Raw genomic sequence first — 13,905 nt, 5'->3', positions numbered from 1 at the left:
ATAAATGGGTAAACGCCCTTGGTGGACAAGGAAGGTCAAGAATCAAGTCTTGTAAATGTTAATAAACCTAATAAAGACTTTTCTTTCGAATTTCAAAAAACTACTTAAAATTATCTCTTATTAGACATATTTTCTATTAGATTTGTACACTACTATATTTGTAAAGAAGGTTTGACAATTAATTGAATATTATATAAACTTTACTTGTAATTACTAAATAGACAAAGGGGGATTTAGTGTGAAAAAACAAAAGTCTATATTATTACTTTTAGTGTTGTTTATTTTTTCGTTGTTTTTAACAGCATGTGGTGGTAGTAACACTTCGAGTAGTGATGAAGGTGGAGACAATCCTGAATATTTAAGTATGTTAACTGGTGGTACTAGTGGTACATACTACCCATTAGGTGGAGCAATGGCAACAATTATTACTGATGAAACTGGAGTTCAAACAGACGCAGTTTCTTCCAATGCTTCTGCGGATAACGTAGTTGCGCTACAACAAGGAGATGCTGAGCTAGCATTTGTACAAACTGATGTTGTTTCATATGCAGTTGAAGGGGTAAATGCATTTGAAGGAAAAGCAGTCGATAATGTTCTAGCAATCGGATCTCTTTATCCAGAAACAGTACAAATTGTTACAAGAGCTGATTCTGGAATTACTAGTGTAGAAGATTTAAAAGGTAAATCGGTTTCTGTTGGTGCACCAGGATCAGGAACATATATGAACGCTACTCAAATTTTAGAAGTTCATGGCTTATCTATAGATGATATTAATGCACAAAATTTAGACTTCGGTGAATCTACAGGTGGAATTCAAGATGGGCGTATTGATGCAGCTTTCATTACTGCAGGTACTCCAACAGGTGCTGTTGAAGGTTTATCAGCTACTACACCTGTTTCTATTATTGGTATCTCAAAAGAAAAAGTTGACGAATTAATTTCAAAATATCCTTTCTATGCATCAGATGTTATCGCAGCTGGAACATATGGAATGAAAGATGAAGTTCAAACAGTTGCAGTGCTTGCAATGTTAGCAGTAACAGATAGCCTATCTGAAGAATTAGTTTATAATATTACGAAAGCTATCTATGAAAATACTGATAAAATTGCTCATGCAAAAAGTGAATTCATTTCCAAAGATACAGCTTTAAATGGAATTGGCATCGATTTACACCCTGGTGCTGAAAAGTACTTTAAAGAAGTTGGAGTAATAAAGGAATAGTAAAAGAGAGAAGGCCGGCACAACCCTACTTGTTTGTGCTTTCGGCCTTTCTTTTTTATCATATAATCCAAATTAAATGAATGATAAATGTGCATCAAAGATAACCTATTTTAAAAACTCTTATAATTGGTAGGTTCTACTATGAAATTTCTCAAACAAAATAGGTCATTATATATTATCTGTTTCACTATTTTCATTATGGGGGGTATATTTGTTTATCCCTTTCGGACTGCTTTAGTATTTCACTTTGAAAACACGAATCGAATTCAAGCAATTCTTCCAATTAATAAAGGGGAAGAGTTTACCATTATTTTTACTCATTCTATTCATTTAACCGATGTAACAGAAAAATACAGAGTTCTACCCAACCTTAATATACTTCAATATGAAATAGTTTATGAACAGTTTGGTATAGGAATGCCTTCTAACGCAAACGAGGAAGAGCTGTTTGTATATGAAAATGGTAAATATCATATAAAAAATATGAATAATATTTTCCCCTCTATGAATATACGAAATGGTAAAACTATATCCGAGCATCGTCTTGTATGGGACAATGGTAAAAAAATGGTCGAATTTAACGATTATTTTGAACCAGGTGCGTGGTATAAAGTTGAAATGAAAAAACTTACCGTTTGGCAATATTTGAAAGGAGTTAAGATACATGAGTGAAAAAGCTACAAATGATAAACAATTAACACCAGAAGAACATGAAGAATTACTAAAAAAGTATGACGCTGAATCTAACACTCGTAAATTAACTGGTTATTCTGCTAAAGTTGTTTTTATATTACTACTTTCGTTCTCTTTATTCCAGTTATATACAGGTATTTTCGGTCAATTCACTGCCTATATTCAACGAACTGTTCATTTGGGTTTTGCACTAACAGCGATTTTCTTATTATTTCCGGCAATTAAAGGTCGGGTGAAAAATAAGGTAGCTTGGTATGACTATATTCTAATCCTATTAACAATTATAGTTTGTTCTTACTGGCCATTAAATTACGACTCACTCGTCCAGCAAATTGGTAGGATTTCTACTGAACAGCTTGTAATCGGTAGTATCGCAATCTTGCTAGTTTTAGAGGCTGCAAGAAGAGCAGTTGGTATTCCTATTACAATTATAGCAGTAGTATTTTTAGCGTATGGCTATTTCGGCCCTTATATGCCTGGTATGCTTGCTCATCGCGGGCTTAATTTACACCAATTAGTACAATCTATGTTCTTTACTACAGAAGGGATACTTGGTACACCGTTACAGGTTTCATCCACCTTTATCTTTCTCTTCCTTTTATTTGGGGCATTTCTCGTCCAAACTGGTGTAGGTAACTATTTTAATGATTTAGCTATTTCAATAGCAGGTCGTCGTATCGGTGGACCAGCCAAAGTAGCGATTTTCTCAAGTGCATTGCAAGGGACTATTTCAGGAAGCTCCGTTGCCAATACCGTAACGACAGGTTCCTATACAATTCCATTAATGAAACGTCTCGGGTATCACAAAAATTTTGCTGGTGCTGTCGAAGCAGCTGCCTCAACTGGTGGTCAAATCATGCCACCAATAATGGGTGCTGCTGCTTTTCTAATGATTGAATTTGCGGGTGTACCTTATTGGGATATAGCAAAAGCTGCTGTTATTCCGGCAATTCTATATTTTTCAGGCATTTGGATTATGACCCATTTTGAAGCAAAAAAATTAGGTTTGCTTGGATTACCGAAAGAAGAGATTCCACCGAAAAAAGAAGTATTAAAGAAAATTCACCTTTTACTTCCGATCGTTGTAATCGTTGTTCTACTTTTCCAAGGAATGAGTATTGAGCGAACAGCATTATATGGAATTTTAAGTGCTATTTTAGTCAGTTTAATTAGAAAAGATACAAGAATTACTCCATCTAAGATTCTTTTCGCTTTAACTTCTGGTGCACGTACTGCGTTAGGAGTTGCTGCAGCAACTGCATGTGCTGGTTTAATCGTTGGTATTGTGACAAAAACAGGATTAGGCCTAAAGTTAGGTAATGGACTAGTTGGTATTGCATCTTCTATCACTTCTACACCAAGTTTATTATTGTTTTTAACATTATTTTTCACAATGATTACATCTATCATACTAGGTATTGGTTCACCAACAACTGCTAACTATATTATTACTTCTACGATTGCCCTCCCGGCAATTATTGCACTAAATGGGCAATTAGAAGTTGCTATTCCAGTTTTAGCTGCCCATATGTTTGTATTTTATTTTGGTATTGTTGCAGATATTACACCTCCAGTAGCACTTGCAGCCTTTGCAGCAACTGGTATATCAAAAGGTGACCCTATTCGAACGGGAGTAAATGCTTCAAAACTAGCGATAGCAGCATTTATCATTCCATACATGTTCGTGTTTCAACCTCAATTACTATTAATTGACACAACCTTCTTAGAAGTATCCTGGACCCTTTTTACTGCTATTATTGGGATGATTTCTATAGGTGCTGGATTAATTGGTTTCTGGTATAGAAAAATAAATTGGATAGAAAGAATTGTCACTATATTAGCTGGATTACTATTGATTTATCCGGAATCGTATACCGACACAATTGGATTAATCACTTTTATAGTATTACTTGCTTTCCAGTTACTTCATGTTCGCCGTAATAAAATGAATACCTCTGAAGTGAAAGATGTTAGTCTCTAGCATCGCTAAAGGGAGAAACGCATTGTTGAAAATGCGTTTCTTTTATTTTTACCACTTTTCTCAAGGTAGACATAAATTTGCACGTTCACTCATGTGTGACATTTAATTAGAATTCGATCCATTTACTTGTTTACAATAATGCTCATACTGTACAGACGATATCGAACAAAGATTATGATGCACAACCACTTTTGGCTTTTTATGAGCAATACGACTGCCTTGTAAGGTGAAAAGCTTATGCATCGTTGAAGACGAAATTCTTGTAACTATATTAGCTAAGTAAGCAGGCTGCGTGCTTCCTGGAAAACGTTGTGTATTTAAAAAATTTATAATCTGATCTGCAGTCATGATTCCAAACCCGTGACCGAAATATGTCCCATCACTTAATACAACCGCATTCAAACCTCTAAACCACGATACATTCGGATGAAACTCTGGATTATTGAAATACACAACATCTCCAGGTAGAAAATAATTCAGGTAAGATGAGTGTAATTCTAAGTCCGGGTCTGTATGCCAGCTATACAAGTAAAGGTTCTGAAAAAGAATATCAAAATTCGGTGACCCTATACTTTTCAAAACTGCATGATAATAGACAATTACCATTGCGGTTGCACATTCAAATGCGTAAAGAGAACCGTTACGATAAATATCTAAAACTGCTTCTGAAGGTCTTACACCTGGCCTTAATAAAAACCCTCCGGCATTGGTCAAATTCCAGTATGCAGGATTACAACGAGCGGTTTCAAAAATAGTAAACGCAGCCTTACTATCGCTCATCTCTCGTGCGCTATCCATAATATTTTTACGCATGTTGAGTTCAAACCGAAGTTCGTTCATCGTTCGGTAAGAAAATGTTTCAGGTGCATTCAACATTTGTTGAATAATTATCCTTTCATCCGCTCCAAACTCGGCTACACTTTCTGCAGTTAAAGGTCTTCCAGCTACTTGTATCATGCTATTCCCCATTTCGTTTGAGTAGATAAGTAGAATTTTCCACTCCATTGTTTTTACACTTTTCCCGATTGCGCTAAATTGTCTATATATTGATGTATATGTGGGCTAGGAGAGATAATTGCTTGTGGTTTAAGGAATGGAGTGGTGTGGCTAACAGAAAAAGGCGTTTGCTAGTATATAGCGAACACCTTTTTGCCCTTCAATAATTTCTATATAATTATAAAATTTCCAAAAAAAGTGTGGACGAGGGACCTGTCCCCATGTCCACGGTACCTGTCCCTCTGTCCACTATTTTGATAGATTTAACGCAGTTTTTGATACGAGAAATCTTTTGAGTTGTATACTGTTACGCCATCAAGCGTTTTAACGTATGATTTGTTATTTTGTGTAACGTAGGCAATGTTTTTATTAACAGGTAGTTCAATTTTGATTTTTTGTTTTTCTGCAATAAATACAGGGTTGTTCGCATCTGTTACATCGATACGAGTTGTATATCCTTTGTTCTCAAAGGACTCTCTTGCATTAACAAAGAGCTTGTCCGTTGTTTTATCTAAATTAATTCCTAAAAATTTTGCCATTGTTTTCGCAATGTCGGTGTTATCTACTAAGCCAAACGGTTTGGACGGTCCATATGCGTAAAGGAAAACATCCTCCCCAGTATGTCCACCAGTTGAAAATCCAATGTTCGCGCGATTTGCCAGCATTTTCGTCATATCAGCTTGTAAAGTTTTAGACGATTTTAGATTTTCAATTTCTGTTGCTGTTAAGTTGTCCAAGCCATACAATACGGCTACTTCTTTCATATTGGAGCGATCTGATTTTAATTGCCTTAACGCACCTTCAATTGTCATCGTTGCTTTCTTTAACGGATCAATATATGCAGAAACTGGAATTTCAGGATAATTAGAGTTTGTATTTACGTTCCCCATCGTAATCCCACTGTTTCCGTGGTCACTAACTGCGATAACCATTGTATTTCCATCTTTTTTAGCAAAGTCTAGTGCTTCTTTTACCGCGTCATCAAAAGCTAGAACATCACTTAAAATACCGATTGTATCATTGGCATGAGCTGCCCAGTCTACCTTACTTCCCTCTACAAATAGGAAGAAGCCCTTTTCATTTTGAGATAGAGTGTCAATCGCTTTTTTCGTCATTTCCGCAAGAGATGGTTCATTATTGTTTGTAGCCTGACGATCAAAATCGTAAGCTAAAGCTGAAGGAGCAAATGATCCCCAAATTTTATTTGAGTTTGTATTTAAAAGTTCATCACGTGATTCAACGAAGTCATATCCTTTGTTTTCAAGTACTTCAATTAAATCTACACCATCCACTCGAGCATTTCTAGTTGTGCCTGGTTGTAGAGCTTCTTTTCCCCCACCTAGAACAACATCAATTTCTTGATACACCTGTTGCTCCGCTATATCTTGGTAGTTACTTCGATGTGTTGCGTGAGAAGAGAATCCTGCTGGAGTTGCATGTTGAATTTCAGAAGTAGAAATGATACCTGTTGACTTTCCTAATAATTTTGCCCCTTCTAATACATTCGCAACTGGCTTATAGGCATCTTCAGGGTCAACAGCGTCTACTCCAGGTGTATTTACTACTTCAGGAAGTAGCCCAATGACCTTATCATTACTTTTATATCCTGTTGCCAAAGCCGTTGCAGCTGGTGCTGAATCCGTAATCGCTGCTTCAGCAGAATGAGTACGCACTCCTCCAACAACAATTTCATCCATGGCAAGGTCCTCACCTTTATACCATCTTGCTAGAGTAGTAGCCCCTGCACTAGTTCCATCCATCACCATCATAATGACATTCGTTGGTTCATTCTTCTTACCCTTAGCTTCCGGAAAACTATTGTACCCAGTAAAGCCTAAAGTAGAAATAGTTACAGCTGTAGCCATTGAAATAATAGCTAATTTTTTACTCAAAATGCGTCTCATTTAACAATCTCCTTTCTTAGTAAAACTATTAAACTCGCATTTATCATAAAAGAAAACTATTAAACCTTGATGGGTATTAAGTAAAGAATATGTAAATTATCGTTTTTTTCCTTGTAACAAAAGAGGAACTGTGATAAAATGACCAGTTTTTAAAACTATGAATTAGTATGTAAGAACTAGCTATAGGGACAAAGGTGGACGGAGGGACAGTCCCTCGTCCACACATTTTTTGGAAAACTATTTCGCATTTCGGAACTTTTTTATATATAATTCGTAATAGAAATATGGGGGGATTAATAATGAAAAAGTTTCTTACGTTTAACAAAGCTCGAATAGTTACGCCATTGCTTTTATTTGGAATAATGTTATTTATGGCTAGTTGCTCTTCATCCGCTACTCAAGAAAAACATATTGAAGCCATCTCTACAGTTCTAAAACATCAACTAAATGGGCCAGACCTTGAAGTTATTGAGTGGGAAGATCCAGCTAAGATTGAAAGCTATTACGAGAAACTTTATAAGTCTTATTTCACTGAAGAGATGTATACGAGCTTTATTTCAACCTACGCTTTTCATTATCATTTAACGGCGTATAATGGAGGTTATGAAATGAAGGTAGATCACATCGAAGTGGATAGTAGCGAAACTACAGAAGGAACCTATGATTTTAAAGCCACTCTGTTAACCGAAAAAGAAGGAAGCGAACAACAAACAGCAGAAGTTTCTGGTAGAGTTACCTTCAACTCTGATGACAAAATAACTAGTATAAGGTATTTAGATGAAAGTGGGTTATAATTTGTGGACGGATGGATGACCATCCGTAAATTTACAAAAACCATTCGTATTAATTTACGAATGGTTTGTTTAAGATCAAATAAAATTCTTATCACACAGGTCCCTCATCCATTTAAACATCAACTAGACTATCCACTTGAAAAACAGGCAACTTAATAAAGAAGGTTGATCCTTTACCATGTTCACTTTCCACCCAAATTTCACCGTTGTGTAATAGTATTATTTCTCTACTTATAGCTAATCCTAGCCCATTACCCTCACTTGATTTGGAAAAATTCCGATCAAATATATAAGGGATATCTTCTACTTGTATTCCTTCTCCGCTATCTTGGATGGATATGTATGCCTCTTCCAAGTCTTTATTAAAATGAAGACTAATAGAAATCTCTCCTATTTTCGTGTGCTTCATCGCGTTTGTAATAATATTGGAAAATACTTGGTTAAATCTTTTCACATCTACTTGAACCATTGGGTAATGCTCCAGGCCAATATCTTCAATCGTGACTGTATAATTTAATCCATTTCTAATCACATCATATTCAAATTGCTCACTATATCGCTTAATCAAACGGTCAATCGGCACGAAATCAAACGAAAAATGGGTTTGTCCAGATTCAAGCTGAGCAAGTTCAAATATGTCATTAATCATCATATTCAAGCCATCTACTCGCTGTAAACACTTTCTTAAAATAGCATCTCGTTCCTCTTCAGAATCTATTAACTTATCTAATATTGCTTGTATATACCCGCTTACAGAAGCAATAGGTGCCCGCAAATCATGAGATATATTAGAAAATAAGTGGCGCCTTTCTCCTTCAGACTTTTCAAGCTCAATATTCATTTGTTCCAAGTGCTTATTAGCGTATTCAAGCTCCTTTGTGCGATCTTTTACCTTCTCTTCTAACTTTCCATATAGCTCGGCATTTTCAATCGAAATAGCTACTTGAGTTGAAAGAAACGATAAAAATTTAATTCTATCTTCCGTAAATACATGGGTTGTTCGATTATTTTCTAAATATAGTATACTAGTTAATTTTCCTTTAAATATAGCTGGTAAACATAAAATCGACTTCACATTATTTTTAACTACATATGGGTCTTCAACAAAAATCCCTTCTATCTTAGCATCGTTTAACACAACCGCTTCCTGGCTTTTCGCAACGTAACGAACAATTTTTTCAGAAAAGATGTTAGAATCTTCCACCGGTTGAAACGATAATTCCTCTATTTGCCCATCAATGTTAGCTATAGCAACGACTAGTAATTCAGCATCTCTGACAAGTACAAGCACTCCCCTCTCTGCTCCAGCATTTCTCATCGTTATATCCATTAATTTATGGACTAATCGTTCTTGAATAATTTCACTTGATATCGCTTGAGAAGCTTGGAAGCTGGCTTTCATATCAAATTCGAAGAGAGATGACTGAGACCCTCTTTCATTGGAAACGTTCATAATATAACTTGCATATCCCTCCCGTAATTTCCTTGCTTTTGCATAGGCACCCCACTTAATATAAGTACGATATGCTTCTGTCAAATAAGCACTTGCTACACTTTCTAAACCTCTTGAAATATAATAGTAGCCTGCAAGCTCATTACTTATTGCCACATCTTGAATAAAATTGTTTTCTTTTGCAAGCTGGATAGCGTCATCATAGTTTGTAATTGCACCATTATGCTTTCCTTCTATCCTTGCTATTTCAGCAATTAAGAGCTTCCATTTATGCTGGTAATTTTCTGGACAAAGCTTTGCCCAATCTTTCAGCTTTTTTGCATTCTTTTTTAATTTTCGATACAGTACTTTTTGTTCAAAAAGAGAAACATCATCATAAAACCTAGAAGCCCAAAGTGCATCATAAAAATAGTATTCAGAGATAATAACGAGTGTTAAACGATTACTTACTAATGGTTCTAAATGGTCGATCACTACTTTCGCGAATTCTTTCTGATTAAACAAATAAGACAGCTGTAATCTTATCGTGTAGTGAATAATTTTCGCAGAATCATCGTCTAATATTTGTTCAAAGTCCCAATTCATTGTTGCTTGTTCATTCTGGAGTACCTCAATCCATTGAACAAACTCATTTAAAAAACCTTTCGAAATAACGTAACGAATTTTATCAATAAATTTGAGTTGATTTTTAATACCGGTAAGCACGTCATATAAATACTCCCCCATCATGAAAAGGGTTATAGAAATAAATGAACTGTTCGCCCCCGCTAGGTGGATGTTTCCTGCATCTATACAATATTGCTGAGACTGCTTTAAATAGTTAAAATTACGTTTTAGTGGATGCTTCCAATGATTGATAAAACTGCCAAAGACAAAATAGGTTCTACCTTTTAATCCGATATTTCCACTTCTTTCCGCTACTTCAATTGCTAGCTTGCCAAACTCATAGCTTTTATGAAAATCATTAAACCCTGCACTTAAAATAAGCGCATAATTATTAAATACTAGTGATGTTATATCCGTCATGCCATGTTTTAAAGAAAAACGTAATGCTCTTACCATTAGTATCGTTGCAAGATTTTGATCGACATGAAAGGCTGGTGCATTCATCGTAATCATCGTATTTAATAATAAAATTTTTTCTTGATCTTCTAACGTAGGAAGCTTCATTAGATCTTTTGTGTTTTTCTTACGTAAGGCTATTTTTGCCTGTAATATCTCTACCGCAATTAACGCTTTACTTGGTTTTCTGTGAATCTTCCATCCAAACATTCTTAATCCAGCAATTCCAGATTGTACAGCCTCTCCCACCCGATGGACATGAGTGTAGAGTACTACCTTTAAATTATAGATGGATAATTTTTCGTGATTAGTTCGTACATTTTCTAATACTTGATTCAACGTCCATTCTGCTTCCTCAAACTTACTATTTAAATAACAACATTCCCCAAGTCCTGTCATTAGCTGTTTCGTTAAACTATAATGCGTATCCCATCTTGCACCAAACATTTCGTAAGCAGTTTGAAAATACTCTAGAGATTCTTTAAAGGCAGCTGATTCTTTCGCCTGTTCACCGGCTTTTACATTCCATTGAACGAGTGCAAGTTGTTCTTCATCCTTTAAATAGCTTCTACAAATATTCAAATGATTGACCATGTCAAATAAATGATGATCCTCTGCACTTAAAATCATGAGCAGCCTACCTATCTTAAGGTGCGTCTGTTCTTTTTCTTCTTTTGTCATGAGAGAGTATACTGCTTGTTGCACCCGGTCATGTAAAAATCTATATGTAGGTGGCTGATCCACAATATGTGGGGCTCCATCCGGATATATCCATTTGTAGATGGAGTCCTCCGGTAAAATTAACCCTGCTTCCAGAGACCTCCACAAAATTCCCCCTGTTGTAGCAAGATCTTTTTCGCAAATAGTGGACAATGTTTTTAAGTCGAATTCATTGCCAATACATGAAGCCTTCTTTAATAACTCTTGAGTTTCCAAAGGTAGCTGTTGAACTCGTTTAATCATTAGATCGATAATATTTTCCTTTTCTAGCGTTGTTTGAATTCTGTCAAAGCGGATGCTCCATTTCCCTAATTCTTCGTCAAACATAATCGATTCGTCATTGTAAAGGGATTGAAACAACTGCATTATGAAGAATGGGTTTCCTTGAGTAAGCTTGAACATAACATGAGCTAGTTGTCTCGTTTCTAAACCATCATCCATCAGTGCCTCTTCTACCCATTGAAGTAATATCCTATCCTCTAACGGATTTAACGTAATTTCCGTAATAACAACACGTTCTTTCTTTAAATTGTTAATTGTTTCTGTAAATGGATGATCCATCCCAATTTCATTATGGCGATATGCTCCTATTAATAAAAAGTAACGACTATCTATATGTGTAAGCAAATACTCAATTAGCTCTAGTGATGCTGTATCTGCCCATTGTAAATCATCAAGAAATAGAACTAACGGATGCTCCTTTGTTGCAAATGCATTTACGAATTTTTGAAAAATCAAGTGAAACCTTAAATGCGCATCCTTATTTGCTAACGTATTTTCCTCTAAATTTTCCCCTGTTATCCATTTTAACTCAGGAATGATCGATGTAATGATTGATTCATTATTGGACAATTGGGCTTTGATACTTGTTTTCCAACTTTGAATACGTTCGTCACCTTCTGATAAAATTAGTCTCATTAACGATTTAAAAGCTTGCAGGATTGGTGAATATGGTTTTTGCCTTTGAAGCAAATCAAATTTACCCGAAATAAAATACCCTTTTTCTTTTACTAATGGAGTTTGTATCTCATGTACAAGAGCTGTTTTTCCTATTCCAGAGTGTCCCTTTATGAGGACTAATTCAGCATTGCCATTACTTACACGTTCAAACGCCTTAAGTAACAACTCTTTCTCCAAGTTTCTACCGTATAATTTGATTCCTGGTTCGAATGTTGCAGCTGGATCATGTTGCCCAAGCTGAAAAGGTGCCACATTGCCAAATAACTGAAGTTGGTCATTACTCTTTTTTAGATCCTCCCGTAAACCAAATGCGCTTTTATACCTGGTCTCCGGTGTTTTCGAAAGAAGTCTCATAATGATGTCAGAAATAATTTGAGGAACACTATCGTTTTTATCAATAGGATCGGAAGGTCTTTTTGCTAGATGTGCATGTAAAAGCTCCATAGGTTCTTCATAGGTAAAAGGCAGTTCTCCAGTGATCATTTCATACAATACAACACCTAAAGAATATAAATCCGCCCTATAGTCAACTGAGCGATTCATTCTTCCGGTTTGCTCTGGAGAAATGTATGCTAGCTGTCCTTCTATTTCATTTGGTGTTATATTATGACGTTGATTTTCCTTTTTTAATGTTGTTGCATAATAAAAACCTGTAAGCTTTATTTGGCCAGTTGTTCGATGAATAACGATGTTGTCTGGATTTATATTTTTGTGGATGATTTGTTCTTTATGTAGGTTGATAAGTGCAGCTGTTAATTTAATCGCAATAGAAAGGAATTTTGAAAGGTCTAGTTGTTTTTTATCTTTAAGCATTTCTCGTAAAGTTACTCCGGGAAAATACTCCAAAATGATATATGGTTCGTTCAAATGCTTTTCTAATTTTATTGGATTAATTATACCGTCCATCCTTAAATCTTTCGTAATGTGATATTCATGGATACGAGATGCGACTTCTTGAAGAGTATGAGTGGGCTGTTTTGCTGATTTTAGTAGTATGAGTTTATTTTCACGTGTAGCATATCCTTTATACATAATCGAGGTACTATTTTCTATTTCAATGTTAACGAGTTTATAATCTGGCAATACAGGTATTCCTCTCACTTGCCTCACCCTTTAGGAATTTTCTAATTTCTTTAACAAAACTTTAACAACCCTTATACGTAACTTATAGTTATTCGACTACTATATACGTATGCTTAACTCATGGAGGTTGGATGATGGACAATAATAGTATACATATTAGTATTGATTCTAGTCAGGAGCTAGATAGTGAATGGGTAACGTTAATATTAGAAGCGAGAGCTTTAGGCTTAACGATTGAAGAAATATATAATTTTTTAAAATGGCACGGTTACTCTTTATGACTAATGAATTTATAGCCCATTCCTCTAACTGTTACAATGTACATAGGTTTATCTGATACTGGTTCAATCTTCTTACGTAAATTACTAATATGCACCATAACTGTTCGATTATCACCGAGGCTTTCTTCACCCCAAATGAGTTCAAAAAGATCATCTACACTGTACACACGATTTGGATGTTCCGCTAATAAACATAGGAGCTGATATTCTTTTGCTGATAAAAGGACGGGTGATCCATTTGCCTTTACAACACAACTTCCTTTATCTATGTGTAGACCTGGGTATTCAATCACTTCGCTTGCCTTTTCCTCTTTTGAGCTAGTATGTCCAGCGATATGGCGATTACGGCGAAGATGACCTTGAACTTTCGCTATTACGAGAGCCGGACTAAATGGTTTTGTTACATAGTCATCGCCACCAATTTTATGTCCTAGTATTTTATCAATCTCATCTTCCTTCGAGCTTAAAAATAGGATTGGGATATTTGTCTTTTGACGTAATAAGCGGCACACTTCAAATCCATCCATTCCTGGCAGGACGACATCTAAAATAATAACGTCAGGCTTTTTCTCATCTAACAGCCGTAACGCTGTCGTACCATCTTCCGCATGAATGATATGGTAGCCTTCCTTTTGTAGATACATTTGTAAAATCTCTCTAATATCACTGTCATCCTCTACCAACATTACTTTTTCACCAGACATCTATTTCACCTCTTTTCCGATAGCTCTACAACACTACTACTCTATAAATTAT

Annotated in this window: 9 protein-coding genes; 5 read left to right on the top strand and 4 right to left on the bottom strand. The window is 35.6% G+C overall.

The window, feature by feature from the left end:
* Positions 1-238 precede the first annotated feature (238 nt).
* The 3 genes from BC6307_RS00620 (at position 239) to BC6307_RS00610 (ending at position 3,896) form a co-directional block, all read left to right on the top strand.
* On the top strand, positions 239-1,222 hold the full coding sequence (locus BC6307_RS00620; RefSeq protein WP_066416229.1) for a TAXI family TRAP transporter solute-binding subunit: 984 nt from the start codon (positions 239-241) through the stop codon (positions 1,220-1,222).
* 141 nt (positions 1,223-1,363) lie between these two features.
* Entirely contained in the window at positions 1,364-1,894 is a 531-nt protein-coding gene (locus tag BC6307_RS00615) for a DUF1850 domain-containing protein (protein ID WP_066416227.1), read from the top strand.
* Positions 1,887-3,896, top strand: a complete 2,010-nt coding sequence (locus tag BC6307_RS00610; RefSeq protein WP_066416222.1) for a TRAP transporter permease — start codon at positions 1,887-1,889, stop codon at positions 3,894-3,896. Before BC6307_RS00615 ends, BC6307_RS00610 begins: the two co-directional genes overlap by 8 nt.
* 102 nt (positions 3,897-3,998) lie before the next feature.
* Here BC6307_RS00610 and BC6307_RS00605 read toward each other — a convergent pair whose 3' ends face one another.
* Together BC6307_RS00605 and BC6307_RS00600 are read right to left on the bottom strand one after the other, a co-directional pair.
* Positions 3,999-4,853, bottom strand: a complete 855-nt coding sequence (locus BC6307_RS00605) for a protein-glutamine gamma-glutamyltransferase (RefSeq protein WP_066416218.1) — start codon at positions 4,851-4,853, stop codon at positions 3,999-4,001.
* Between the two features lie 302 nt (positions 4,854-5,155).
* Positions 5,156-6,796 carry an alkaline phosphatase gene (locus BC6307_RS00600; RefSeq protein ID WP_066416216.1) on the bottom strand — a complete coding sequence of 547 codons (1,641 nt, stop codon included), beginning with the start codon at positions 6,794-6,796 and terminating at the stop codon, positions 5,156-5,158.
* Positions 6,797-7,095: 299 nt separating this feature from the next.
* Here BC6307_RS00600 and BC6307_RS00595 point away from each other — a divergent pair, with 299 nt between their 5' ends.
* The gene (locus BC6307_RS00595; protein WP_066416214.1) at positions 7,096-7,590 is read left to right on the top strand and encodes a hypothetical protein; all 495 of its coding nucleotides are present in this window, start codon (positions 7,096-7,098) and stop codon (positions 7,588-7,590) included.
* A 112-nt stretch (positions 7,591-7,702) separates the two neighbouring features.
* On the opposite strand, the gene BC6307_RS00590 is transcribed toward BC6307_RS00595, so the two are convergent.
* Positions 7,703-12,868 carry an ATP-binding sensor histidine kinase gene (locus tag BC6307_RS00590; RefSeq protein ID WP_157729265.1) on the bottom strand — a complete coding sequence of 1,722 codons (5,166 nt, stop codon included), beginning with the start codon at positions 12,866-12,868 and terminating at the stop codon, positions 7,703-7,705.
* A 134-nt stretch (positions 12,869-13,002) separates the two neighbouring features.
* Between BC6307_RS00590 and BC6307_RS00585 the strand changes: the two genes are divergently transcribed.
* Complete coding sequence (locus BC6307_RS00585; RefSeq protein WP_157076651.1) at positions 13,003-13,149, top strand: DNA-binding anti-repressor SinI; 147 nt, start codon at positions 13,003-13,005, stop codon at positions 13,147-13,149.
* Here BC6307_RS00585 and BC6307_RS00580 read toward each other — a convergent pair.
* Positions 13,137-13,853: a response regulator transcription factor gene (locus BC6307_RS00580; RefSeq protein ID WP_066416211.1), complete on the bottom strand. Its 717-nt coding sequence runs from the start codon at positions 13,851-13,853 to the stop codon at positions 13,137-13,139. The two genes, BC6307_RS00585 and BC6307_RS00580, sit on opposite strands and share 13 nt — an antisense overlap.
* Positions 13,854-13,905: the final 52 nt, after the last annotated feature.

It is taken from the genome of Sutcliffiella cohnii (genome assembly GCF_002250055.1).
Lineage (GTDB): Bacteria > Bacillota > Bacilli > Bacillales > Bacillaceae_I > Sutcliffiella > Sutcliffiella cohnii.
The sequence above is the reverse complement of the archived record's forward strand: the minus strand, read 5'-3'. Positions and strand labels throughout refer to the sequence as shown.

Bases quoted from the DNA above. Each gene is read 5' to 3' on its own strand.
- BC6307_RS00600 (WP_066416216.1), bottom strand. From the start codon at position 6,796: ATGAGACGCATTTTGAGTAAAAAATTAGCTATTATTTCAATGGCTACA.
- BC6307_RS00615 (WP_066416227.1), top strand. From the start codon at position 1,364: ATGAAATTTCTCAAACAAAATAGGTCATTATATATTATCTGTTTCACT.
- BC6307_RS00605 (WP_066416218.1), bottom strand. From the start codon at position 4,853: ATGATACAAGTAGCTGGAAGACCTTTAACTGCAGAAAGTGTAGCCGAG.
- BC6307_RS00580 (WP_066416211.1), bottom strand. From the start codon at position 13,853: ATGTCTGGTGAAAAAGTAATGTTGGTAGAGGATGACAGTGATATTAGA.
- BC6307_RS00610 (WP_066416222.1), top strand. From the start codon at position 1,887: ATGAGTGAAAAAGCTACAAATGATAAACAATTAACACCAGAAGAACAT.
- BC6307_RS00585 (WP_157076651.1), top strand. From the start codon at position 13,003: ATGGACAATAATAGTATACATATTAGTATTGATTCTAGTCAGGAGCTA.
- BC6307_RS00595 (WP_066416214.1), top strand. From the start codon at position 7,096: ATGAAAAAGTTTCTTACGTTTAACAAAGCTCGAATAGTTACGCCATTG.